This is a genomic window from Pseudomonas sp. AC016 (assembly GCF_979253365.1).
The window spans coordinates 3935780-3960824 of record NZ_CEEDCC010000001.1 but is presented as its reverse complement, the minus strand read 5'-3'; the positions used below and the strand labels follow the sequence as shown (position 1 = coordinate 3960824).

The window sequence follows — 25045 nt, the reverse complement described above, 5'->3', positions numbered from 1 at the left end:
GGGTCCGAAAGCAACAGAAAATGCAGGCCCGCTCATGGGCGAGCCCATCCATTTGTCAGCCCGTGCTCACCTGGAGCGAGCACGGTCGACACACGTCCGTCTTATTTCTGTTTTTCAAGCTGGTGGTATTTACCGTCCTTGTCCCACTGGTACACCACGTAGTCGGAGACTTTCAGGTCACCCTTGCTGTCCCAGGCCTTTTCGCCCATGACAGTCTTGACCGGGTGAGCCTTGAGCCATTCGGCTGCCTTGTCGCCCTTGGTGGACTTGGCACCATTGAAGCCGGCCGCCAGCGTCTGAACGGAAGCATAGGCGTACAGGGTGTAGCCTTCAGGCTCGTAGCCGGATTTGCGGAACTGGTCCACGACCGCCTTGCTGTCTGGCAGCATGCGAGGGTCGGCGCCGAAGGTCATGTACACGCCATCGACATACTGAGCGCCGCCTGCGGTGGTCACCAGTTCGTCGGTCACGACACCGTCATCGGACATGAACCGGACATCTTTCAGGCCCTGCTCGCGCATTTGACGAACCAGTGGACCGGCTTCAGGGTGCAGGCCGCCGAAGTAGACCACATCGGCACCGGTCGAGCGGATCTTGGTGACCAGCGCGCTGAAATCCTTCTCGCCACGGGTCAGGCCTTCATACAGGACCGGTGTCACGCCGCGCTTTTTCAGTTGCGTCTGTGTGGCATCGGCCAGGCCCTGGCCATAGGTGTCCTTGTCGTGGATAACCGCAACTTTCTTGCCCTTCAGGACATCCACGATGTAATCACCGGCGACGACACCCTGCTGGTCGTCACGGCCGCACATGCGGAACATCTCTTTCAGGCCCCGCTCGGTAACCTGCGGGTTGGTGGAGCCAGGAGTGATGGCGATGACGCCCGCATCACTGTAGATCTCGGAAGCCGGAATGGTGGAAGACGAGCAGAAATGGCCGACAACGCCCACTACCTTTTCCTGATCCACAAGACGGTTGGCAACGGCCACGGCCTGCTTGGGTTCACAGGCATCGTCGCCCGCGACCAGGACGATCTTTTCCCCATTCACACCGCCTGCGGCATTGATGGCATCAGCCGCAGCCTGCGCACCCTTCATGTACTGCTGACCGAACGATGCGTTGGCACCGGTCATTGGACCCGCCACGCCGATTTTCACGTCAGCCTGCGCCAACGAAGACACGCCCAATGCAGTAGCGACTGCAATTGTCAGAAAGCCTTTCCTGTAAAACGTATGCGACATGAGTGGTGCTCCTGGTTTTTTTAATTGGCACTGCGACTACGCCTTTGCCTAGAGCAAGGGACGTGCCATCAGTTTTTTATTCCGGAAAATGTCACGTTTGGCTTGTCATTCAATGACCTGATCTCATTGCCCACAGGCCGTGCAACCTCTCAAACCGAAAAAGGTGCAACCCGCCCTATGAAAGAGCAACCCAGACCATCATCAACAGCAACCCGAACATGGGTCGACGTGCAACCCGCCTGTAACAACGTACGTCACCGAAGTGCACACGCCCGGTGCGCAAACGCTACGAGACGCACCATTTGAGGCTAGTGGATGTGTCGAAAAATGCCCTCATGCCTATTCAATCGGCAGGCAAATTGCAGTCCTGCTTTGCGGTGATGCGAGCGACGTAGTAATAACCGGCCTTCAGTCGGGCAACAAATGACCTTTAGGCGAGATATCATTCCGATTACTCATGCATCACGCCTTGTAAAAGAGAAGCCTATTCATGCTTAACAAACGTCACCTGCCCTCGATCGCTGCGCTGCAATGTTTTGAGGCGGTGACCCGGCATTTGAGCTTCACCCGCGCCGCAGAAGAACTCAACCTGACCCAGAGCGCAGTGAGCAAGCAGGTGGCGCAGCTTGAAGAACTGGTCCAGCACCTGTTGTTCCAGCGCGTTCGACGCAGGCTGCAGCTGACGCCCGCCGGCTCGCTGTACCTGGCCGAAGTGCGCAAGATCCTCAATCAGGTCGAGATGTCCACGCACTTCCTGCGCTCCTACGGCGGGGAAACGGAAGTGCTGCGTGTGTCCACGCCCTCGACCTTTGGCGCGCGATGGTTGGTGCCGCGCCTGAAAGGCTGGCGCCTGCGGCATCCGCATATCCACCTGGATCTGCTCAACGAGCAGGAGTCGGATGACTTGATCAAAGGTCGCTGCGACGTGTCGTTCTACTTCGGACAGTCCGCCAGACCCGGTGCGGAAAGCGTGAAACTGTTCGGCGAGGAACTGATCCCGGTCTGCTCGCCTGACAGCCTGCCGAAAGCGCCGCTCACTGACCCAAGGCAACTGAGCGACCTGGTCCTGCTACAGAACGCGTTCCGCCCGCAGGCCTGGCATGAATGGTTCGAAAGTCAGGGCTATCACACCGATCACAGTTATCACGGCCCGCGCTTTGAAACCTTCTACATGTGCATCCGCGCCGCCCAGGTCGGATGCGGTGTCGCGCTGCTGCCGCGCTTTCTGGTGGAGGAGGAACTGGCTGAAGGCAAGCTGGTGATCGCATGGGATTTCGCGATGCCCAGCACCAACAATGCCTATTACTTGTCCTATCCGGAGCACACCGCCGACGTGCCCAAAATACGGGTTTTCCTGCAATGGATGCTCGAACAGTTGGATCAGCCGGCCAGTTAAGGGCGACAATGCCCACCCAGCAGGCCGTGAGCTTTCCGTGGCAACAGGACAGGAAGTCGCGACCCCCATGTTTACCGGCTGCTCTGGAGACCCGAAACAATGAGCGAGAGCGCCTTCTCCAATCGCATCGTGCAGAGTCTGCTCGATACCGATTTTTACAAACTCACCATGATGCAAGCCGTCCTGCATAACTACCCCAACGTCGACGTAGAATGGGAGTTTCGCTGCCGCAACGGTGAAGACCTTCGGCCCTATCTGGACGAAATACGGCATCAGATCGAATTGCTGTGCGAGCTGTCACTGAGTCCCGAGCATTTGGCATTCATGGAACGCATCACGTTCATGAAGCCCGACTTTCTGCGCTTTCTGGGGCTGTTCCGCTTTAACACCCGTTACGTGAAGACCAGTATCGAGAACGACGAACTGTGCATTCGCCTGCATGGCCCGTGGTTGCACGTGATTATGTTCGAAGTGCCGTTGCTGGCGATTGTCAGCGAAGTGCGCAACCGTCACCGTTACCCGAAGATCCTGCTCAGTCAGGCTCGCGAGCGGCTCTATGACAAGTTCGAATGGCTGAGTACCAACGCCACGCCGGATGAACTGGCCGAACTCAAGGTCGCGGACTTTGGTACGCGTCGGCGTTTTTCGTATCGCGTGCAGGAAGAAGTATTGGGCGTGCTCAAGAATGACTTCCCGGGGCAGTTCGTCGGCACCAGCAATGTGCATCTGGCGCGTCAGCTTGACCTCAAACCGCTGGGCACCATGGCCCACGAATGGATCATGGCCCATCAGCAACTCGGGCCGCGCCTGATCGACAGCCAGATTGCCGCGCTTGATTGCTGGGTGCGCGAGTACCGCGGACTGCTGGGCATCGCACTGACTGACTGCATCACCACTGACGCCTTTCTGAGCGACTTCGATCTGTATTTCGCCAAGCTGTTCGATGGCTTGCGGCACGACTCGGGCGACCCGGTGAAGTGGGCCGAAAAATGCATCCTGCATTACCAGAAACTGGGCATCGATCCGATGAGCAAGACGCTGGTGTTCTCGGATGGCCTGAACCTGCCCAAGGCGCTGGAGATTTTCCGGGCACTGCGCGGGCGCATCAATGTCAGTTTTGGTATCGGCACCAATCTGACGGCGGACATCCCCGGCATTGCCCCCATGAACATGGTGCTGAAAATGACGGCCTGCGCCGGACAGCCAGTGGCAAAGATTTCCGACGAGCCCGGCAAGGCGCAATGCAAGGATCCGAACTTCGTCGCCTACCTGCGGCATGTGTTCAAGGTGCCGGACCTGCCGCCTTCTGATAAACCTGTTTGAGTTTGACTACCTACGAGGAGTGAATCATGCACGCCGTACAGCGCCAGATTGCTGAACAGCTCAAGGTCCAGCCACCGTTCGCGGACCAGAATGCTCTGGAAACCGAAGTCGCCCGCCGCGTCGATTTCATCAAGCAGTGCCTGCAAAACGCCCGCCTCAAGACACTGGTGCTGGGCATCAGTGGCGGCGTCGACTCGCTGACCGCGGGCCTGCTGGCCCAGCGCGCCGTCAAGGAACTGCGTGAGAGCACCGGCGACACCGGTTATCGCTTCGTCGCCGTGCGCCTGCCTTACATGGTGCAGGCCGACGAACACGAAGCGCAGGCATCAGTGGATTTCATCGAGCCGGACGAACGCCATACCGTCAACATCGGCCCCAGCGTCAAGGCGCTCGCATCTGAAGTGAAAGCGTTCGAGGGCCATCCTGCCAGCGCCGTGGATTTCGTGCTGGGCAACACCAAGGCGCGGATGCGCATGGTCGCTCAATACACCATCGCCGGTGCCTGTCAGGGTCTGGTGATCGGGACTGATCACGCCGCAGAAGCAGTGATGGGTTTCTTCACCAAGTTCGGCGACGGCGCGTGCGACGTGGCACCGCTCAGTGGTCTGGTGAAACATCAGGTAAGGGCCATCGCCCGTCACTTCGGCGCACCGGAATCACTGGTAGAGAAAGTACCGACGGCAGACCTGGAAGACCTGTCTCCCGGCAAACCGGACGAAGCCGCGCATGGCGTGACCTACACCGAGATCGACGCCTTCCTGCACGGCCAGCCGGTACGCGAAGAGGCGTTCAAAATCATCTGCGACACCTACGCCAAGACCCAGCACAAGCGCGAACTGCCTTACGCGCCCTAAGGCGCAGCAGCGATGATCGCGCTCATGCCACTGATCGTGCCCATGCTCCGCGTGGGCATGCAGCCGTGACGCTCTGCGTCACATTCCAGCGTAGGGGACGATCATAGACACGGCGATCAATTACTTCAGCGTTACGCTGCCTTTCATCATCGCGATGTGGCCAGGGAACGTGCAGAAGAATTCATAGCTTTCGGCAGGGTCGAGCTTCGAGACATCGAATGTCACCGAGTCCTTCTCACCCGCGCCGATGATTTTGGTGTGGGCGATCACGCGAGGGTCGCCTTCCTTGATGTAGTCCTTGTCGATTCCGACGCTCATGCCGTCAGTGGTCACGCCTTGAGCGTCGGCCTTCTTGCTCAACACCCAGTTATGCCCCATGACGTTCTTGGGCAGGCTGCCGGAGTGCGTGAGGTTGACGGTGAAGCTCTTGCAGCTCTTGTCGATCTCGATGGCTTTCTTGTCGTACATCATCTGATCGGTCGAATCGATGGTAGTGGAGCACTCGGCCGCCAGCAGTTGACCACTGGCCAGCGTCAACAGGGAAATCGCTACAAGCTTGCGGATCATTTGAATCTCCAGGGCAGGTACTTCAGATTTAAAAAGCGACGATTGAAAACAGAGCGTCGAATGGCGGCTGGGTTCCAATGGTGTCCAAAAGGCGCACGAACTATCGGTGCCATCGAAACAATCAAACAGCCAGATACGGAGCGCCACTTTACCATCGGCACATCGACCTCCCCATGGAAAGACCTTCATGCAACTCAATAGTCTGTTTCGCAGTCTGCTCGCCGCCTACGCCTGTGGCGCAAGCGCCAGTTGTCCGCACGATGCGTACGACCGGGCCCGGCATAGCGTCTGAATGGGTCGATGCCGCCGAGTAATAAACGTTTGGCGGACACCGGGAATTAAGCGCGTCTCAGGCGACCGGCATGACTGTGACCCGCACTTCGGGGTCATGCGTGCCGCCGCCCAGAATGACACCGCGCAATGGCGATACATCAGAGAAGTCACGTCCCCACGCCAGACTGATGTGTTCCAGCGCAGGCTGCACATTGTTGGTCGGGTCGAAATCGACCCAGCCCGACGCAGGACAGAACACCGACACCCAGGCATGCGAGGCGTCCGCACCGATCAGGCGAGGCTGTCCGGGGGGTGGCTGGGTCAGCAGATAGCCGCTGACATAACGTGCCGCCAGCCCACGGGAACGCAGACAGGCGAGCATGAGGTGCGCGAAGTCCTGACAGACGCCACGCCTGCGCTCCAGGACTTCCACCAACGGCGTCGCCACCTGGGTAGCTTCGCTGTCGAAGGTGAACTCGTCGAATATCTTTTCCATCAGCGCCTGCACACCGAGCAGCAACGGCCGCCCCGGTGGAAAGCAGTCCTGCGAGAACTCGACGAACGAGCGCTTCAAGTGCACGTAGGGCGATTCGAATCGGTAGCGGCAGGCTTCCAGAACATCAGCGGTCATCGGCTTGGCGCTGTAGGTCAACGCGCTGCGCGTGACTTCCCACTCCGGCGACAGGTTGAAGTCCAGATACGGCCGTTCCAACACCTCGATCTGCAGACGTGCATTGACCTGCAATTCGTCGTGCGGACGTTCGAAGGCCAGCCGGGTCAGCGGATTGCCGAACACGTCCAGCTCATCGCGGCGCGTGGTAGGCGCTGGAAAAATCTCCAGGCTCTGCTCGGTGCAACGCTGCCAAGGACTGCTGCGCGGCCACAGGTGTGCCAGTTGCTGGGCCAGCGACACCGGGCTGTCGTACTTGTAATGCGTGTCATGGAAAATCTGGTAAAGGGCGCTCATCAGACGGACACCGTGCGTTGGCTGACGTCATCGACGTGGGCAAAGTGACGCAAGGCCAGACGATCAGAGGCTTGACCGGCGCTTTCGCCGATGCCTTGCAAGAGGTCCGCGAGACCGTCCAGCACCGCATCGATGCTGCTCTGACCGAACAGCGGATTTTCCAGACTGCCGAGATCGAAAGCCGCCAGACGCTGCGCCAGAACCGTAAGGCTGTTGTCACGCGGCGCGTCGAAGTTGTCACTCAAGCGGCGCAACGAGCGCTGTACCAGTTTGAGCTGAAACAGCACGGCGTGTGGGTTCTGGTCATCGAGCAACAACAGGTCCAGCACCGGAATCAAGTGCGGCACCGCCATGTAGCGCGAGCGATACGTGATGCTGCTGTTGCCCAGCTCCAGCAGCCATTCCAGGCCGGCCTGATCCGACACGGTGGTGCCACGCAGGAACGCCGCCAGGCTCATGCTGAGAAACTTGAGGCGCTCGATACGCCGTCCGATCATCAGAAAGCTCCAGCCCTCATCGCGGGTCATGTCATCCAGCGCAAAACCGGACAGCGCGGCCAGCGACATCACGAGGCGGTTGAGGAAATCCAGCAGCTCGCCGAAGTCGGGATCTTCGGATTCCAGGCTCAGGGCCTCGCGCTGCAACTCGACCAATGCCTGCCAGTTCTCTCTGGACAGCTTGCCACGCACTTGCGAGGCCGCCCATTGCAGACGCTGCAGGTTGGCGCGCAGGCTGAACGGCCACTCGTCGCCCAATAACGCTGTCAGCAGACGATGTTGCAGCGTTTCGTCTTCTTCGGCCTCGGGCAGCACACCCAGACTTTCGGCCAGCGTCACGGCAGCCTGCAAGGCTTGCGGATCATCATCGTCGACATAGCGGGTGAACATGATGCGCAGCAGGCGCGCGCTGTCGTCGCAGCGCTCGCAGTAACGCCCGAACCAGAACAGGTTTTCCACAACCCGGGACGGCAGATAGGGATCACGCCGGATCAGGTCGTAGACGCCCAATGCGCGCTGGCCTTTCAAAGGCTCGCCGGCATGCACGCCACTGTAGGAGCGCTCACCCAGCACCCAGGTGTCCTTGCTGGCACCGCCACGCTGCATCGAAACCACGTCCGCATCGGCGTCGGCTGCCACGCGGGTCAGACCGCCCGGCAAAACACGATAACCATCAAGGCCCGCGACAGCGTACACCCGCATGCCGATAGCACGCGGCTGCAAGGCTTCGCCATCGGCCTGCAGAACGGGCGCGTGAGAGAGCTGCGCCAGTTCCTGCGCGACGTAGGCATAAGGCCGGGCCTGCATGCGCGCGGCCAGTGCCTTGCGTTGTTCCTCGTCCAGGTCGCGGCCGAATACGGGCACGAAATGCTGCGACGGAAACGCAGGTTTGATCAGCAGTTCAGGAAGCTTTTCGAGTGCCTGCGCCAGCACGGGCGGCTCGCCGCACCACCAGGTCGCCACAGACGGCAGGATCAGTTCCTCGCCGAACAGGTACTCGCAGATTTTCGGCAGAAAGCCCAGCAGTCCCGGCGATTCCAGCACACCACTGCCCAAGGCGTTGGCCACCAGCACATTACCTTGGCGCACGGCTTCCAACAGCCCCGGCACACCCAGTGCCGAGTCGGTACGCAGCTCCAGCGGATCGCAGAAGTCATCGTCCAGACGGCGCATGATGGCGTGCACCCGGCGCAGACCGCTGAGTGTCTTCAGAAACACCGTGGCGTCACGCACCGTCAGGTCGCCGCCTTCCACCAGTGGATAACCCAACTGCCGCGCCAGATACAGGTGTTCGAAATAGCTTTCGTTGAAACGCCCCGGCGTCAGCAGCACGATCAGCGGCGCTTCATTGCTGGTAGGCGCCTGACGTATTAGCGTCTGCTGCAAGGCACCGAAGAAACCGGACAAATGCCGCACCTGCAGATCACGGTAAGTTTCCGGCAAGGCACGAGCGACGATCTGGCGGTTTTCCAGCGCATAACCTGCGCCAGAGGGAGCCTGGGTCCGGTCAGCGGTCACCCACCAGCGACCATCGGGCGTGCGCGCCAGGTCCACGGCGTACATGTGCAGAAACGTGCCCTCGGGCGGCTTGACGCCCTGGCACGGCCACAGAAAGTTGTTATGCCCGAAGACCAGCTCTGCTGGCAGCAGCCCTTGGGCGATCAGGGTCTGCGGGCCATACAGGTCGGCAAGCACCGCATTGAGCAAACGTCCGCGCTGAGCGATACCGGCCGCCACATGCGCCCACTCGTCAGCCGGAATGATGTGCGGCAGCAGGTCCAGCTCCCACGGACGGTCAGCGCCCTTGGGATCGGCATAGACGTTGTAGGTCACGCCGTTTTCCTGAATCTGCCGGGTCAGCAGCGCCTGACGCTGGGTCAGCTGCGCAGGCGAGCTGCGTCGCATGTGCTCGTAGAGACGCCGCCAATGAGGACGAACTGTCCCGTCGGCATCGAGCATCTCGTGGTAGGTACCCTCGGACAGCGGGTATCGGTCAAGCAAGTCGGGCATGGAAGGCTCGGCAGGGCAGCAAAAAGGACTTCAGATGAAGCGGTCAGGTGTCACGTCCGTGCGCACCCGACTCACTGTTGACGCAGACTCAGTGCAGGCGCATATCCAGCGTCATCGGCAGTTCGTCGTTAATGTTGAGCGACGGGACCTCCAATTTGCCCGGTGTATGGCCAATGCGGAAGAAACGCGACATGCGGCGGCTTTCCGCTTCGTTGGCGTTGACCGGCAAGGTTTCATAGTTGCGCCCGCCCGGATGAGCGACATGATACTCGCAGCCGCCCAGTGAGCGGTGCATCCAGGTGTCGAGCAGATCGAAGACCAATGGCGCATGCACACCGATGGTCGGTTGCAGGCAGTTGGCTGGCTGCCAGGCGCGATAACGCACGCCCGCAACGAACTCGCCCGCCTGCCCGGTTGGCTGCAGCGGCACGGGAATGCCATTGCAGGTCAACATGTAGCGCTGCGGCGGCAGGCCGGTGAGATGCACCTGCAGGCGCTCCAGTGACGAATCCACGTAACGCACTGCACCACCGCCCGACCCCTCTTCACCCAGTACATGCCAAGGCTCCAGCGCCTGACGCAATTCAAGCTGGATACCATTGACGGCGTAATCACCGACTTTCGGGAAACGGAACTCCAGGTGCGCCGCGAACCAGTCGGCACGCACCGGATAACCGGCGCTGTTGAGGTCGGCCACGACGTCGGCGAAATCCTGCTCGATGAAGTGCGGCAACATGAACCGGTCATGCAATTGCGTGCCCCAGCGCGCCAGCTTGGCGGGCGCATAGGGTTCACGCCAGAAGCGCGCCACCAGTGCGCGCAACAGCAACTGCTGGGCCAGACTCATGCGCGCATGCGGCGGCATCTCGAAAGCACGCAGTTCCAGCAAACCCAGACGCCCGGTCGCACCGTCAGGCGAGTACAGCTTGTCGATGCAGAACTCGGCGCGGTGTGTGTTGCCGGTCACATCGATCAACAGGTTGCGCAGCAAACGGTCCACGACCCAAGGCGCCGCTTCTTCACCGGGCTCGGGCATTTGCGAGAAGGCGATTTCCATCTCGTACAGCGAGTCGTTACGCGCTTCGTCGATGCGCGGGGCCTGCGAGGTCGGGCCGATGAACAGACCAGAAAACAGGTACGACAGCGACGGGTGATTGTGCCAGTAGCTGATCAGGCTGCGCAGCAGGTCGGGACGGCGCAGGAACGGCGAGTCGGCAGGTGTTGCGCCACCCATGACGAAGTGGTTGCCGCCGCCGGTGCCGGTGTGGCGCCCGTCGATCATGAATTTTTCCGTGGTCAGCCGCGTCAGGCGCGCCTGCTCGTAAAGAAACTCGGTGCGCTCCACAAGCTGATCCCAACTGGAGGACGGCTGCACGTTCACTTCGATCACGCCCGGATCCGGGGTGATGCGGAAGTTGCACAGACGCGGGTCGCTCGGCGGCTCGTAGCCTTCCAGCAACACCGGACACTTCAACTCTTCGGCCGTCGCTTCGATCACCGCGACCAGTTCGAGGTATTCCTCAAGCTTCTGCAGCGGCGGCATGAACAGATACAGACGCCCGTCACGGGCTTCGGCACACAGGGCCGTGCGGGTCAGCCAGTCGGCAGACTCGTCAAGCTTGGGCGCGCGCTCGGCATCGGTGTCGGAGGACTTGAGCTGCGAGATCAGCGAGTCGCTGTCATCCAGCTCCGGGAAGGCCTGATTGTGGTCGGTCGGATGAATGAACGGGTATTCCGCCGCTTTGACCCAGGGCTGCGAAGCCAGCGGCAGACGATAGCCCAGCGCCGAATCGCCCGGCACCAGACGGCAATGATCGTCACGCAGGTACCAGCGCCCGCTCTGCCAACTGTCGCCATCAGCCGTACGCGCCAACGGCAGCACCTGACCGATGACCTTGTCCAGGCCCTGAGCGAAGACCTTGCGCAGACGGGCACGCTCCATCTCGTCGCCGAGCCTTGAATCCTCGGCAGTGACGTTCACCGGCAGCGCGCCTTCGCGCCACAGGTAGTAATAATTGTCTTCGTAGGCCGGAAACACGAAGCGGGTCGGCAGCTTCAGCCGCTCGGCCACGCTGGCCAGAAAGCGCCCTGCCAGTTCGCCTGTGACGCCGTAGTCTTCAGTCTCGCTGGCGATCAACGCGTCGTTGTGCCAGACCGGCTGGCCGTCCTTGCGCCAGAAGCAGTTCAGCGACCAGCGCGGCAACTGCTCGCCCGGATACCACTTACCCTGTCCGAAGTGCACGATGCCCAAAGGTGCGTAATGGGCACGCATGCGCTGGAACAGCTCGGCTGACAGCTCACGTTTTTTCGGGCCGAGCGCGGCGGTATTCCATTCCTCGCCGTCACGATCATCAATGGAAACGAAAGTCGGCTCACCGCCCATGGTCAGGCGCACGTCGTCGCGTTGCAGGTCCGCGTCGATCTGATGACCAAGCGCCTGAATGTCCTGCCATTGCTCTTCCGTGTAAGGTTTGGTGACGCGTGGCGCCTCCCAGATCCGCTCGACCGACATTTCATGGCTGAACTGCGTTTCGCACGGTTCGACCAGCCCGCTGATCGGCGCAGCAGAAGACGGTTCGGGGCTGCACGCCAAGGGAATATGCCCTTCGCCTGCGAACAGACCGGAGGTCGCGTCCAGGCCGACCCAGCCTGCGCCTGGCAAATAAACCTCGCACCAGGCGTGCAGGTCAGTGAAGTCAACGTCAGTGCCTGACGGACCGTCCAGTGCGGCAACGTCGGCCTTGAGCTGAATCAGGTAGCCCGACACAAAACGCGCCGCCATGCCCAGGTGACGCAGCAACTGCACCAGCAACCACGCCGAGTCGCGGCAGGAGCCTGAGGCGTTTTCCAGCGTGTACTCAGGGGTTTGTACACCCGGTTCCATGCGGATCAGGTACGCAACGTCCTGACTCAGGCGCTGATTGAGCCCGACCAGAAAATCGATAGCCGGTATCGGTTCGCGGCTGATGCTGTCCAGGTACGCCTGGAATTTAGGCGTCAGCGGCAGTTTTTCCAGATACGGCGCCAGCTCACGCTGCTCTTCGCTGGCGTACAGGAACGGGATGTTTTCGGCATAGGGCTCGAGGAAGAAGTCGAACGGATTGAACACCGCCATCTCGGCGACCAGATCGACCTCGACACGAAACTCGTCGGTTTTCTCGGGGAAGACCAGACGTGCCAGGTAGTTGCCCTGCGGGTCCTGCTGCCAGTTGATGAAGTGGTTTTCAGGCTGCACTTTCAGCGAGTAGGACAGCACACGCGTGCGGCTATGGGCCGCCGGGCGCAGGCGAACAATCTGCGGACCCAGTTCGACGGCGCGTTCGTAGCGGTAATGCGTGACGTGGTGCAAGGCAATATGAATCGACACGGCGTGCCTCCTGCGAGCCTGAACGGTAAATGATCCGCGCAAGACTTATGCCATCCGGCCAAAGTCCTGCACCTGCGACGCTGGCAATACGCGCCCGAACGGACAAGGCACCAAAATCGCGCCAGCCGGGGCCGAGCGTGCAAGGGTCGCACAATAATGTGGCAGACAGTGTGGCAGAGGGATGAGACGGGAGGTGAAGTATCTGATTGACGCGAGGGAGGTGCGTGGAAAGCGGTCTGATCCGAGTGATCAATGCCAGTGGGACGCAGAGCGTCCCGGAGGCCCCGCGACACTGATCGTTCCCACGCTCCAGCGTGGTAACGCCTCTCAGGACGCTCTGCGTCCGGCCGTGATGTGACGCAGAGCGTCACGAGATGCATGCCCACGCGCGATGGGCACGATCAGTGTCGAGGCAAGCTTGTGTATACGCCCGCGTTCGCTTGCAGGTGACCTAGCGCGGCACCACTGGCTTGCGGGCTGGCTTGCCGCCTTTGCCCTTCCCGCCCTTGGCCGCTTCCATACGCTCCTTGGCAGCCTGCTTGTTGCGGGCCATGGCGGCGGCCTTGGCTTCCTCGCGCTTGTCCCATGGCTTGCTGCCATCACTGCCACGAGGCGGCAGGCCGGTGTGCTGGGTCTGGATCAGCGTGGTCTTGGCCGCCTTGGCAACCTTGTGACTGCCCGCCGGTGTCGAGTTCTTGCGACGCGCACTCTGGTAGCTGTCGGTTGCAGGCTGATGCAGCGGAATCAGTTGATCCTTGCCCGAACCGATCAGGTCGGAGCGACCCATGCGTTCCAGTGCTTCACGCAGCATCGGCCAGCCTTTCGGATCGTGGTAGCGCAAGAACGCCTTATGCAGACGACGCTGCGCCTCGCTCTTGACGATGGTGACCGCGTCGCTCTTGTACGTGACCTTGCGCAGCGGGTTCTTGCCCGAGTGGTACATGGCCGTGGCCGTGGCCATTGGCGACGGGTAGAACGCCTGCACCTGGTCGGCACGGAAACCATTGCCCTTGAGCCACAGCGCCAGATTCATCATGTCTTCATCGGTGGTGCCCGGATGGGCCGCGATGAAGTAAGGAATCAGGTACTGCTCCTTGCCCGCTTCCTTGGTGTACTTCTCGAACATGCGCTTGAACTTGTCATAGCTGCCAATGCCCGGCTTCATCATCTGATTGAGCGGACCTTCCTCGGTGTGTTCCGGGGCGATCTTCAGGTAACCGCCGACGTGGTGCGTCACCAGCTCCTTGACGTATTCCGGCGACTCGACAGCGAGGTCGTAACGCAGACCCGAAGCGATCAGGATCTTCTTCACGCCCGGCAATGCACGCGCGCTGCGATACAGCTGGATCAGCGAGGAGTGATCGGTGTTCAGATTCGGACAAATGCCAGGGAACACGCAGGACGGCTTGCGGCACGCGGATTCGATTTCCGGGCTCTTGCAGGCGATGCGGTACATGTTCGCGGTCGGCCCGCCGAGGTCGGAAATGACGCCGGTGAAGCCTGGCACCTTGTCGCGGATCTCTTCGATTTCGCGAATGATCGACTCTTCGGAACGGTTCTGAATGATGCGGCCTTCATGCTCGGTAATGGAGCAGAAGGTGCAGCCGCCGAAGCAGCCGCGCATGATGTTCACCGAGAAGCGGATCATGTCGTAGGCCGGAATCTTTTCCTTGCCGTACGCAGGATGCGGAACACGTGCGTAGGGCATGCCGAACACGTAGTCCATTTCTTCGGTGGTCATCGGAATGGGCGGCGGGTTGAACCAGACGTCTACATCGCCATGCTTCTGCACCAGCGCACGGGCGTTGCCCGGGTTGGTTTCCAGGTGCAGCACGCGGTTGGCGTGGGCATACAGAACGGCGTCGTTACGCACTTTCTCCACCGACGGCAGACGAATGACTGTCTTGTCACGGGTCATGCGCGGGCTGGCGAGAATCTGCACAACCTTGGGTTCGTTCGGGTCTTCAACCGGGCCTTTTTCCTGCTCGATGGCGCAGGCTTCAGTGTCCTGGGTGTTGACGTACGGGTTGATGATTTTGTCGATCTTGCCCGGACGGTCGATGCGCGTGGAGTCGACTTCGTACCAGCCTTGCGGCGTGTCACGACGAATGAACGCGGTGCCGCGCACGTCAGTGATGTCTTCAACCTTCTGACCATAGGACAGGCGCTGGGCGACTTCGACAATCGCACGCTCGGCGTTGCCGTACAGCAGAATGTCGGCGCAGGCATCGATCAGGATCGAGTTGCGAACCTTGTCCTGCCAGTAGTCATAGTGCGCGATGCGACGCAGCGAGGCTTCGATACCGCCGAGCACGATAGGCACGTGCTTGTAGGCTTCCTTGCAGCGCTGGCTGTAGACCAGGCTCGCACGGTCCGGACGCTTGCCCGCCATACCACCGGGGGTATAGGCGTCATCGGAGCGAATTTTCTTGTCCGCGGTGTAGCGGTTGATCATCGAGTCCATGTTGCCGGCAGCGACACCGAAGAACAGGTTCGGCTCGCCGAGCTTCGTGAAGTCGTCTTTGGACTGCCAGTTGGGCTGGGCAATGATGCCCACGCGAAAGCCCTGGGACTCGAGCAGACGCCCGATGATCGCCATGCCGAAAGACGGATGATCCACGTACGCATCACCGGTCACGATGATGATGTCGCAGGAATCCCAGCCAAGCAGATCCATCTCTTCCCGACTCATGGGCAGGAAGGGTGCTGGTCCGAAACATTCGGCCCAGTACTTGGGATAGTCAAATAACGGCTTGGCTGCTTGCATGTTCAGGACCTACGTTTGCACGTTGGAAAAATCGCGGGCGCGGAATATAGCACATTTTTTGATCAAGTCCGACTGCGGTGGTCGGAATTGAATGGAGCGATGCAACTCCATGATGTTCGCGAATCGGGACGTGTAGCTGCGCCTGGCGTTATACACAAGCCTGCCTCGACACTGATCGCGCCCATCGCTGCGCGTGAGCATGCAACCCGTGACGCTCCGCGTCACATTCGAGAGCGAACGCGGAGCGTCCTGGGCGGCGTTACCACGCTGGAGAGTGGGAACGATCAAATCCTCAATCGTCGTCGAAATTGTAACTGCCCGGCGCGAGGTTCTCGAAGCGGGTGTATTTACCGATGAACGCCAGACGCGTGGTACCGATGGGGCCGTTACGCTGTTTACCAATGATGATCTCGGCAATGCCCTTATGCTCGGTCTCCGGGTGATACACCTCGTCCCGGTACACGAACATGATGACGTCGGCGTCCTGCTCGATCGCTCCGGATTCCCGGAGGTCGGAGTTGATCGGGCGCTTGTTGGGGCGCTGTTCCAGCGATCGGTTGAGCTGCGACAGGGCGATGACCGGGCAGTTGAATTCCTTGGCCAGCGCTTTCAACGAGCGGGAAATCTCGGAAATCTCGTTGGTCCGGTTATCACCGCTCGATCCCGGAATCTGCATCAACTGCAGGTAGTCGATCATGATCATGGCCACGTCGCCATGCTCGCGCACCACACGACGGGTACGGGCGCGCATTTCCGAAGGGCTGATACCCGCCGTGTCATCGATGAACAGCTTACGGTCATTGAGCAGGTTGACGGCCGACGTCAGGCGCGGCCAGTCGTCGTCATCCAGTTGACCGGCCCGCACCTTGGTCTGGTCGATACGACCCAGCGACGACAGCATACGCATGATCAGCGATTCGCCTGGCATCTCGAGGGAGTAGACCAGCACGACTTTGTCGCTGCGCAACACGGCGTTCTCGACGAGGTTCATCGCGAAGGTGGTCTTACCCATCGACGGACGACCGGCAACGATGATCAGGTCGGACGGTTGCAAGCCGCTGGTCTTTTCATCCAGATCGGTATAACCGGTGGACAGGCCGGTGATCGCGTTATCACTGTTGAACAGTGTATCGATACGGTCGATGGCCTTGGTCAGCAGGTCATTGACGCTGACCGGACCGCCGGTCTTGGGCCGTGCTTCGGCAATCTGGAAGATCTGCCGTTCGGCCTCATCAAGAATCTCTTCGGCGGTACGGCCTTCGGGGTTGAACGCGCTGTCGGCAATTTCGGTGCTGATGCCGATCAATTGCCGCAGGGTTGCCCGCGCGCGAACGATTTGCGCATAGGCCTTGATGTTGGCAACCGAAGGTGTGTTCTTCGCCAGCTCACTGAGGTAGCCAAGGCCGCCGACCTGTGAGGTCTGCCCTTCCTTGTCCAGTTGCTCAGCCAGCGTCACCACGTCGATCGGGCTGTTCTGGTCGGCCAGACGAGCGATAGCCCTGAAGATCAGACGGTGGTCATGTCGATAGAAATCGCCATCAGAGACTTGATCGAGCACCCGCTCCCAGGCGTTGTTGTCCAGCATCAGACCACCGAGTACAGCCTGTTCGGCCTCGATGGAATGTGGCGGCACCTTGAGGGCAGCGGTTTGCAGATCGTATTGCTCAGGGCTGGAGATTTCGTTCATGGCCACTTGAATTCGAGGTTTACAGAATAGGGATGCCACAAAGACAAAGGGCACGACCTGTGAACAGGATCGTGCCCGATGTTAATCCTCTGACGGCGATGCCGCCAGACGATTACGTACTGCTTAAGCAGCCACTACGACAACGCGTACGGTCGCTTCTACGTCGCTGTGCAGGTGCACGGCTACGTCGAATTCGCCAACGTTGCGGATAGTGCCGTTCGGCAGACGAACTTCGCTTTTTGCAACTTCAACGCCAGAGGCGGTCAGTGCATCAGCGATGTCGTGAGTACCGATCGAACCGAACAGCTTGCCTTCGTCACCAGCGGTGGCAGTGATAGTCACTTCCAGCTCAGCCAGTTGGGCAGCGCGAGTTTCGGCAGATGCTTTCTTGTCTGCAGCCAGTTTTTCCAGCTCGGCACGACGCTCTTCAAACGCAGCCAGGTTGGCAGCGGTTGCAGCGGTGGCTTTGCCGTAAGGCAGCAGGTAGTTACGACCGTAACCGGCCTTAACGTTTACTTTGTCGCCCAGGTTGCCCAGGTTGGCGACTTTTTCCAGAAGGATCAGTTGCATGTGGAAATCCTCTTAACTTTTAACCTTCACCGTTCGCAGGACCATTGCCGGAATCTTTCGATACCCGGCGACCGCGAAAATCAATCAGGCTGTCGACAATGGCAATTACCACGAGCAACGGATAGATCAGCTGCATGAACACCAGCAGCGTGATGTACATCCCCACCAGCCAGAACCTGGACAAGCGCTTTTCAGCGACCAGTCCATGTATCAATGCCAGCCCTGCAAATACCAGCGGTACGCTGCAGAGCGGTGTAAGCATTGCCATCTGCGGACCGAAATTCGGTCCCACCAGCATGCACACCAACAGCACCAACGACGGTACCAGCGGGAGTCTCACGGCGCGAAATTCACGCCCGAAACCACCAGGGTTGTACAACAACGCTTGCCAGTAGCGCCCAAGAATCAGGCTCAGCACACTGACGATTTGCAGCAAGGCCGCTATCAGGCCAATCAGGACGGGGGCAATCAGTGCTCCCAGACGCGCGCGTTCTTCTACGTTCATTTGCTCGTAGAGCCCAGAGAGCATCGCCGGCAGGTGTTTCTGCAACTCCTGCGACATCGCTTCAATGGGTTCGCCAAAAACCGCACCCAGAACCACTGCGTACACCACACCCAACGCTACGCTGACCAGCAGCACGCGGACCCAGGACTCGCTGGCACGCAACACCATTGCCAAACTCAGCGAACCAGCCAGCACCATGGCTACACGTGGTTCGCCGAAATACCACCAGACCAAAGCCGGCAGCAGAGCCCAGGACAGGACACCAACGGCATCACTGAACCCGCGCCGCAGAAGCACAAGGCATCCTGCGGCAGCACTCAACCAGAAAAACAGCGGCAATGCCGCACATCCCGCCACTACGAGAGTGGCCTGCATACGGCCGCGCATGATGAATTCAGCCAGGGCACGCATGCTTTCTATCCCTTGTTACGTTTTGTCGACTACCTGGTCTCAGCGGCCGTGGCTGTCGGTGTAGGCCAGCAGGGCCAGGAAGCGGGCGCGCTTGATAGCGGTGGCCAGCTGACGCTGATAACGTGCTTTGGTACCAGTGATACGGCTTGGAACGATTTTGCCGGTCTCGGATACGTAGGCTTTCAGAGTGTTGAGATCTTTGTAATCGATCTCTTTGACGTCTTCAGCGGTGAAGCGGCAGAATTTACGACGACGGAAGAAACGTGCCATGTAATTGGCTCCTCAAAAGGTCCGTGGATTACTCGTCAGCGTTATCGCTAACGTCGCTGTTGTCGCCGTCATCGCCATCGGCGCTGTCGGAGTGCTCAGGACGGTCACGACGCTCACGGCGCTCACTGCGGTTTTCTTCAGCCTTGAGCATCTCGGACTGGCCAGTTACGGCTTCGTCGCGACGGATGACCAGGTTACGGATCACAGCATCGTTGTAACGGAAGTTGTCTTCCAGCTCGGCCAGAGCCTTGCCAGAGCACTCAACGTTCAGCATCACGTAGTGAGCCTTGTGAACATTGTTGATTGCGTAAGCCAGTTGACGACGGCCCCAATCTTCCAGACGGTGGATTTTGCCGCCGTCTTCTTCGATCAGCTTGGTGTAACGCTCTACCATGCCGCCGACTTGCTCGCTTTGATCCGGGTGGACCAAAAAGATAATTTCGTAATGACGCATGAATGCTCCTTACGGGTTGTAGCCTGCCGCCGAAAGCGGTCAGACAAGGAGTGAATGACACTGTTGGTCTTGCTCAGGAACAGGCACATGAGCGCCTGCCATGACAGCAAGGGGCGCAATTGTAGAGAAGGGTCGTGTGGGGCGCAAGGCAATTGGTGATTATTTGAACAGATCACCAGTGCCCACGTGCTGAGCAGATCAGCGTGGGCATGATCATTTCAGCGGATTCTGCGATCAGCCTTTCTTGCCGGTCGCCTTGGCGCTGCGCTGACGCAGCGCTTCGAACAGACAAACGCCTGTCGCCACGGATACGTTCAGGCTGCTGACGCTACCTGCCATTGGCAGGCGCACAAGATAATCGCAGTGCTCGCGGGTCAGGCGACGCATACCCTTGCCTTCGGCACCCATGATGATAATCGTCGGGCCGGTCAGGTCCTGCTGATACAACTCCTGCTCAGCCTCCCCCGCCGTACCGACAACCCAAAGGCCGCGCTGCTGCAGTTTTTCCAGCGTACGCGCCAGGTTGGTCACAGCCACCAGCGGAATCACTTCCGCCGCGCCACAAGCTACCTTTCGTACAGCCGGTGTCAGCGTTGCCGACTTGTCCTTAGGCACGATCACTGCCAGCGCACCCGCCGCATCGGCGGTACGCAGGCAGGCACCCAGATTATGCGGATCGGTCACGCCGTCGAGCACCAGCAACAAAGGCGGGCCTTCGGTGCGGTCCAGCAGCTCATCGAGCATTGCTTCGCCCCAGACCTGGCTCGGGCTGACATCGGCCACAACGCCCTGATGCACACCCTCAACCCAGGCATCCATTTCGCGGCGTTCGGCCTGGCCGATGGTGACGCGATTCTGACCCGCCAGCTCGACGAGCACCTGAACGCGAGGATCGCTGCGACCCTCCGCGAGCCAGATGTGCTTGACCCGCTTCGGGTGATGACGAAGCAACGCTTCCACGGCATGAACGCCGTAGATTTTTTCCAGCTGACTCATGACTTGGCCTTGGGTTTACGAACGCTACCGCCCTTGGACGATGACGCGGAGCCCGTTTTCGACGAGCCACCTTTACGATGTTTACTGGTCTTGCCTGAGGAAGGTGCAGAGCCCGAATCGGACCTTTCAGACTTTCCCGACGACGCCTTGCTACCACCCTTCGCTTCAGCCAGAAGGGCTTTTTTCATCTCACGGCTCTTGCGCACTTCTGCGTTTTTCGCCGCAGCGTCGCTCGGGCGATAGGCCTCGACCGGCGCTTCCTTGGTAGCCGCTGTACGACGTCCGGATTTGGCCGGAGCCTTTTCCTTTTCGGCGGCAGCGGCAGGCGTTGCAGTTTCATGGCCACGGCGCTTGCGGCCCGGCGAAGAAGTCGTCGCTGCAGACTTTTCGGAGATTTCGAAGTCGATCTTGCGCTCATCCAGATCGACGCGCATGACCTTCACTTCTACCGTGTCGCCCAGGCGGAAATTACGCCCGGTGCGTTCGCCGGCAAGACGATGGTGCAGCGGATCGAAGTGGTAGTAGTCACCTGGCAAGGCAGTGACGTGCACCAGACCTTCGACATAGATATCGGTCAGCTCGACGAACAGACCAAAGCCGGTGACGGCCGTGATCACACCCGGGAACGACTCGCCGACGCGGTCCTTCATGTACTCGCACTTGAGCCAGTTCACCACGTCGCGAGTGGCTTCGTCGGCACGGCGCTCGCTCATCGAGCACTGCTCGCCCATTTGCTCCAGCAACGCTTCGTCGTACGGATAGATGCGCGCTTTCGGAATGGTTGCAGCACCGGCACGACGCACGTGCGGCGTGTCCTGCTTGGAACGGATCACACTACGAATCGCACGGTGGGTCAGCAGGTCCGGATAACGACGGATCGGCGAGGTAAAGTGCGTGTAGGCTTCATAGTTGAGACCGAAGTGGCCGTTGTTGTCCGAGCTGTACACAGCCTGGCTCAACGAACGCAGCATCACGGTCTGGATCAGATGGTAGTCGGGACGGTCGCGAACGGTTTCAAGCAGCGCCTGATAATCCTTCGGCGTCGGACCATCCTTGCCCTTGTGCAATGACAGACCCAGCTCACCCAGGAAAGCACGGAGCTTTTCCAGACGCTCTGGCGGCGGGCCATCGTGCACGCGATACAGCGCAGGGATTTCGTGCTTCTTCAGGAATTCAGCGGTGGCCACGTTGGCCGCCAGCATGCACTCCTCGATCAGCTTGTGAGCATCGTTGCGCGTGGTCGGACGGATCTCGGCAATCTTGCGCTCGGAACCGAAGATGATCCGGGTTTCCTGCGTTTCGAAGTCGATGGCACCACGTACATGGCGCGCGCCCAGCAGCACTTTGTACAGCGCATAAAGCTGCTTGAGGTGCGGAACGACATCGCCGTATTCGCCACGCAGACTTTTGGCTTCAGCCGTTTTCGGCTGCTCCAGAATCGTGCTGACCTTGTTGTAGGTCAGGCGCGCATGGGAATGGATAACGGCTTCGTAGAACACGTAATCCGTCATCTCGCCGGTCTTGGAGATGGTCATCTCGCAGACCATGGCCAGACGATCGACGTGCGGGTTCAGCGAGCACAGGCCGTTGGACAACTGCTCAGGCAGCATCGGCACGACACGCTCGGGGAAGTACACCGAGTTGCCGCGCACCTGGGATTCGGCGTCCAGCGCCGAGCCGATCTTCACGTAGCTCGATACGTCGGCAATCGCCACGTAGAGCTTCCAGCCACCAGAGAACAGGCGCAGCTTGCCCGGTTTGGCTTCGCAATAGACGGCATCGTCGAAGTCGCGTGCATCTTCACCGTCGATGGTCACGAACGGCAGGTGACGCAGATCGACGCGGTGCTCCTTGTCCTTGTCCTCGACTTCCGGCTTGAGTTTCGCCGCTTCCTTGAGCACGGCCTCAGGCCATACATGAGGAATGTCGTAGGTGCGCAGCGCGACATCGATTTCCATGCCAGGCGCCATGTAGTTGCCGACCACTTCAACCACATCGCCTTGCGGCTGGAAGCGCGGCGTTGGCCAATGGGTGATCTTCACCTCGACGAACTGACCGATCTTCGCGCCATTGTTGCGACCCGGTGTCACCAGCACTTCCTGCTGGATTTTCGGATTGTCCGGAATGACGAAACCGATGCCGCTCTCTTCGAAGTAACGACCCACGATGGATTCGTGACCACGGGAAATGACCTCGACGATCACGCCTTCGCGGCGGCCGCGACGGTCCAGACCGGAAACGCGAGCCAAGGCACGGTCGCCGTCGAACACCAGACGCATCTGCGCCGGGCTCATGAACAGGTCATCGGAGCCGTCATCAGGGACCAGAAAGCCGAAACCGTCGCGATGGCCGGAGATGCGGCCGAGGATCAAGTCGAGCTTGTCCACTGGCGCATAAGTGCCACGACGTGTGTAGATCAATTGAGCGTCGCGCTCCATCGCACGAAGGCGACGGCGCAGAGCCTCGAACTGGTCTTCAGTGGTCAGGCCGAACTCTTCGACCAGTTGCTCGCGACTGGCCGGCGAACCACGCTCGGCAAGGTGCTGAAGGATCAGCTCACGGCTGGGAATAGGGTTTTCGTATTTTTCCGCTTCACGAGCGGCCTCGGGATCGAGGGACTGCCAATCGGCCATTAGATAGTTTTCACCTTGTATATATAGGGGTTAGTTTGGCATAGACCTTATGAAACGGGAAATTTCACGCTCAATCAGCTCACTGAAAACGCTTGAAACTGCCCTGAAAGACCCGATTCACGCCGCTGGCGAAATTTTTGGAGTTTTTTTCATCGATGGGCTTTACAGCCCAAAAGACGCTCCGTATAGTGCGCGCCATCGACAGGTCAAGGCCTCAAGATACTGCCCAGATGGTGAAATTGGTAGACACGCCAGCTTCAGGTGCTGGTGACCGCAAGGTCGTGGAAGTTCGAGTCTTCTTCTGGGCACCAATTCAATGCAACAGCCTACAACAGGTTGATGTCACACAAGAACCCGCGAAAGCGGGTTTTTGCATTCTAGGGTTTTGATTATTAAATCAAAACAGGGGTTTACAGAATAAAACGATCGCCGTATAGTGCGCCCCATCAGCAACGGCGACGTCGCTGATACTGCCCAGATGGTGAAATTGGTAGACACGCCAGCTTCAGGTGCTGGTGACCGCAAGGTCGTGGAAGTTCGAGTCTTCTTCTGGGCACCAATTCAAAAAAACCGAGCCAATGGCTCGGTTTTTTGCTTTCCGGTATTTGAAACTGTTGTCATCTTTGCCCTGCGCGCCCCGCCCTCCAATATCCAAGGACGCTTTGGCGGATGGTGACCACCCGCCAGCCTGATCCACACTCTTACGCTCTGAACTGCCCCAGACTCGCCTTCAGACGCACCGAAAGCTTGTCCAGCGTCCGGCCGCTTGCCGTCGTCTCCACCACCGCCCGAGCAGCTTTTTCGGCTTGCGCATGAATCACTTCAACACGCCCTTTCACGGCATGAGCGCCCTGCGCCTGATGCTCAGCCGCTCGTGTGGCCAGTCCGATCGCCGCATGCACCTGCTCGACCGAGGCCTGCACGGTTTGCTGCAGCCTTGCGCTGTCACGCAGCACAGCCAGCCCTTCCTTCGCCTGACGCCCGGCCAGGCCAATCGTTGCTACTGCCTCTTTGGCACCGGCCTGCAATTTGGTGATGTGCTCCTGAATATCGCCGGTCGAACTCTGGGTCTTGCTGGCCAGGGCGCGGACTTCGTCAGCCACGACGGCAAAGCCACGGCCGGTTTCACCTGCGCGCGCTGCTTCGATGGCTGCGTTGAGGGCCAACAGGTTGGTCTGCTCGGCAATGCCATGAATCACTTCAAGCACCACCTCGATCTGCTCGCTCTGCCGCGCCAGACGCTCGATCACCTGAGCACCGGTTTCCACCTGACCGGCCAGCGCTTCTATGAGCCCGCCAACCTGATTGGAAGTACGCGTGTTTTCATCGGTGGCCTGTTTGATGTCGATGACCTGACGCAATGCTTCCTGCATGGCCTGGCTTTCCGCCTGAGCCTCATCAGCCATTTGTTCAAGCGCTTGCAGGCTCGCCGCCACCTCATCCCGCTGCAACGCAGCAGCGGCATCGGCGCCCGCGTTTCTCTGGCTCATGGCGCCGATCTCGACACCGGTCAGTTGCGCCACCTCGCCTGCTTCTCGAACGATGGGCTGAAGCTTGTCGATGAAACGATTGACCGCAGCCGACATGTCGCCGATCTCGTCGTTGCTGTCGAGCTTCACCCGGCGCGTCAGGTCGCCCTCACCTGCTGCCAAGTCATTGAGCGCCGCGATCAGCAGATGCAGCTTGCTGACCACACGACGGCCCAGCACCACTGCCAACAGAAGCAGTACGCCAAGACCGATGACGGCAAGTCCGACGGCGATATTCCAGCGCAAGGTTTGAGCCGCATCCTGAACTGCAGAACGGGTATTGCTGGCCATTGCGGTTGCTGCTGCTTGCGCGGACTCCAGACGAGTGCGCAGCGCCGCTGAACTGTCTTTTGAAGCACCCGCCAGGCTTTCCGATACCAACTGCTCGCCGCTGGTGATCAACGTGGCGAAACGCTTGTCCAGCGCAGCCAGGTTTTCCTCGACCGTCGCCGTCGAGACGCCCATGCGCACCTTGCCGATTTCGACACCGTTAGGACTGATGGAGGCTTCGACGTAATACACCGACGGATCGTTTTTCGCAGCGTTGAGGATCTTGTCCATCGCCCGCTCACCCTCCCCTTTGGCGAGAAGCGCCTTGACCAGGGGATTGTCGCGGTTCATGTAGCGTGTCAGGTGCTCGCCAGCTGCATCGTCATACACCACGAACAGCACATTGGGATTGCGCTGCGCACGACGGGCAAATTCGGAAAGTGTCGGTGTGTCGTTATCCC

17 protein-coding genes, 2 tRNA genes and 1 pseudogene are annotated in these 25045 nt (G+C 59.8%); 5 read left to right on the top strand and 15 right to left on the bottom strand.

Annotated elements, in window-relative coordinates; genetic code table 11:
• Positions 1–101: 101 nt before the first annotated feature.
• On the bottom strand, positions 102–1238 hold the full coding sequence (locus tag AC0IXS_RS17785) for an ABC transporter substrate-binding protein (RefSeq protein WP_025996912.1): 1137 nt from the start codon (positions 1236–1238) through the stop codon (positions 102–104).
• Positions 1239–1728: 490 nt separating this feature from the next.
• Here AC0IXS_RS17785 and AC0IXS_RS17780 point away from each other — a divergent pair, with 490 nt between their 5' ends.
• From AC0IXS_RS17780 to nadE, 3 genes are all read left to right on the top strand, one after another.
• On the top strand, positions 1729–2634 hold the full coding sequence (locus AC0IXS_RS17780; RefSeq protein ID WP_057410817.1) for a LysR substrate-binding domain-containing protein: 906 nt from the start codon (positions 1729–1731) through the stop codon (positions 2632–2634).
• A gap of 99 nt (positions 2635–2733) precedes the next feature.
• A complete protein-coding gene (pncB, locus tag AC0IXS_RS17775) occupies positions 2734–3957 on the top strand; it encodes a nicotinate phosphoribosyltransferase (protein WP_449117093.1) in 1224 nt (407 codons plus the stop codon).
• Positions 3958–3983: 26 nt separating this feature from the next.
• The gene (gene nadE, locus AC0IXS_RS17770) at positions 3984–4811 is read left to right on the top strand and encodes an ammonia-dependent NAD(+) synthetase (RefSeq protein WP_122672063.1); all 828 of its coding nucleotides are present in this window, start codon (positions 3984–3986) and stop codon (positions 4809–4811) included.
• Between the two features lie 120 nt (positions 4812–4931).
• Here the strand turns inward: nadE and azu are convergent, their stop codons facing one another.
• The 12 genes from azu to rnr all read right to left on the bottom strand — a co-directional run bounded on the left by azu (position 4932) and on the right by rnr (position 22785).
• Complete coding sequence (gene azu, locus AC0IXS_RS17765; protein WP_004883598.1) at positions 4932–5378, bottom strand: azurin; 447 nt, start codon at positions 5376–5378, stop codon at positions 4932–4934.
• A gap of 349 nt (positions 5379–5727) precedes the next feature.
• Positions 5728–6618 carry a transglutaminase family protein gene (locus AC0IXS_RS17760; protein WP_057410548.1) on the bottom strand — a complete coding sequence of 297 codons (891 nt, stop codon included), beginning with the start codon at positions 6616–6618 and terminating at the stop codon, positions 5728–5730.
• Positions 6618–9125, bottom strand: coding sequence for a circularly permuted type 2 ATP-grasp protein (locus AC0IXS_RS17755; RefSeq protein ID WP_057410549.1), 2508 nt, complete (start codon positions 9123–9125; stop codon positions 6618–6620). Before AC0IXS_RS17755 ends, AC0IXS_RS17760 begins: the two co-directional genes overlap by 1 nt.
• Before the next feature lie 88 nt (positions 9126–9213).
• A complete protein-coding gene (locus AC0IXS_RS17750; protein ID WP_471825303.1) occupies positions 9214–12492 on the bottom strand; it encodes a transglutaminase family protein in 3279 nt (1092 codons plus the stop codon).
• Positions 12493–12943: 451 nt separating this feature from the next.
• Positions 12944–15259 (bottom strand): YgiQ family radical SAM protein, encoded by a 2316-nt coding sequence (locus tag AC0IXS_RS17745; RefSeq protein ID WP_057410551.1) that lies wholly within the window; start codon positions 15257–15259, stop codon positions 12944–12946.
• 292 nt (positions 15260–15551) lie between these two features.
• Positions 15552–16946, bottom strand: coding sequence for a replicative DNA helicase (gene dnaB, locus AC0IXS_RS17740; RefSeq protein WP_004883590.1), 1395 nt, complete (start codon positions 16944–16946; stop codon positions 15552–15554).
• A gap of 123 nt (positions 16947–17069) precedes the next feature.
• Positions 17070–17516, bottom strand: coding sequence for a 50S ribosomal protein L9 (gene rplI, locus AC0IXS_RS17735; RefSeq protein ID WP_004883587.1), 447 nt, complete (start codon positions 17514–17516; stop codon positions 17070–17072).
• Positions 17517–17535: 19 nt separating this feature from the next.
• Positions 17536–18432, bottom strand: a complete 897-nt coding sequence (locus tag AC0IXS_RS17730; RefSeq protein ID WP_025996904.1) for a YybS family protein — start codon at positions 18430–18432, stop codon at positions 17536–17538.
• Between the two features lie 39 nt (positions 18433–18471).
• Complete coding sequence (gene rpsR / locus AC0IXS_RS17725) at positions 18472–18702, bottom strand: 30S ribosomal protein S18 (protein ID WP_002551829.1); 231 nt, start codon at positions 18700–18702, stop codon at positions 18472–18474.
• Between the two features lie 28 nt (positions 18703–18730).
• Entirely contained in the window at positions 18731–19156 is a 426-nt protein-coding gene (gene rpsF, locus AC0IXS_RS17720; protein WP_004883583.1) for a 30S ribosomal protein S6, read from the bottom strand.
• Between the two features lie 234 nt (positions 19157–19390).
• Positions 19391–20152 carry a 23S rRNA (guanosine(2251)-2'-O)-methyltransferase RlmB gene (rlmB, locus tag AC0IXS_RS17715; RefSeq protein WP_004883581.1) on the bottom strand — a complete coding sequence of 254 codons (762 nt, stop codon included), beginning with the start codon at positions 20150–20152 and terminating at the stop codon, positions 19391–19393.
• On the bottom strand, positions 20149–22785 hold the full coding sequence (gene rnr / locus AC0IXS_RS17710; RefSeq protein WP_122667996.1) for a ribonuclease R: 2637 nt from the start codon (positions 22783–22785) through the stop codon (positions 20149–20151). Before rnr ends, rlmB begins: the two co-directional genes overlap by 4 nt.
• Positions 22786–23009: 224 nt before the next feature.
• On the opposite strand from rnr, the gene AC0IXS_RS17705 reads away from it, so the two are divergent.
• Together AC0IXS_RS17705 and AC0IXS_RS17700 are read left to right on the top strand one after the other, a co-directional pair.
• Positions 23010–23096, top strand: a tRNA-Leu gene (locus AC0IXS_RS17705).
• A 161-nt stretch (positions 23097–23257) separates the two neighbouring features.
• Positions 23258–23344, top strand: a tRNA-Leu gene (locus tag AC0IXS_RS17700).
• Positions 23345–23486: 142 nt separating this feature from the next.
• On the opposite strand, the gene AC0IXS_RS17695 is transcribed toward AC0IXS_RS17700, so the two are convergent.
• Together AC0IXS_RS17695 and AC0IXS_RS17690 are read right to left on the bottom strand one after the other, a co-directional pair.
• Entirely contained in the window at positions 23487–24191 is a 705-nt protein-coding gene (locus tag AC0IXS_RS17695) for a methyl-accepting chemotaxis protein (RefSeq protein ID WP_422047588.1), read from the bottom strand.
• 201 nt (positions 24192–24392) lie between these two features.
• Positions 24393–24605: pseudogene (locus AC0IXS_RS17690) on the bottom strand (methyl-accepting chemotaxis protein); the annotation flags it as partial.
• Positions 24606–25045: the final 440 nt, after the last annotated feature.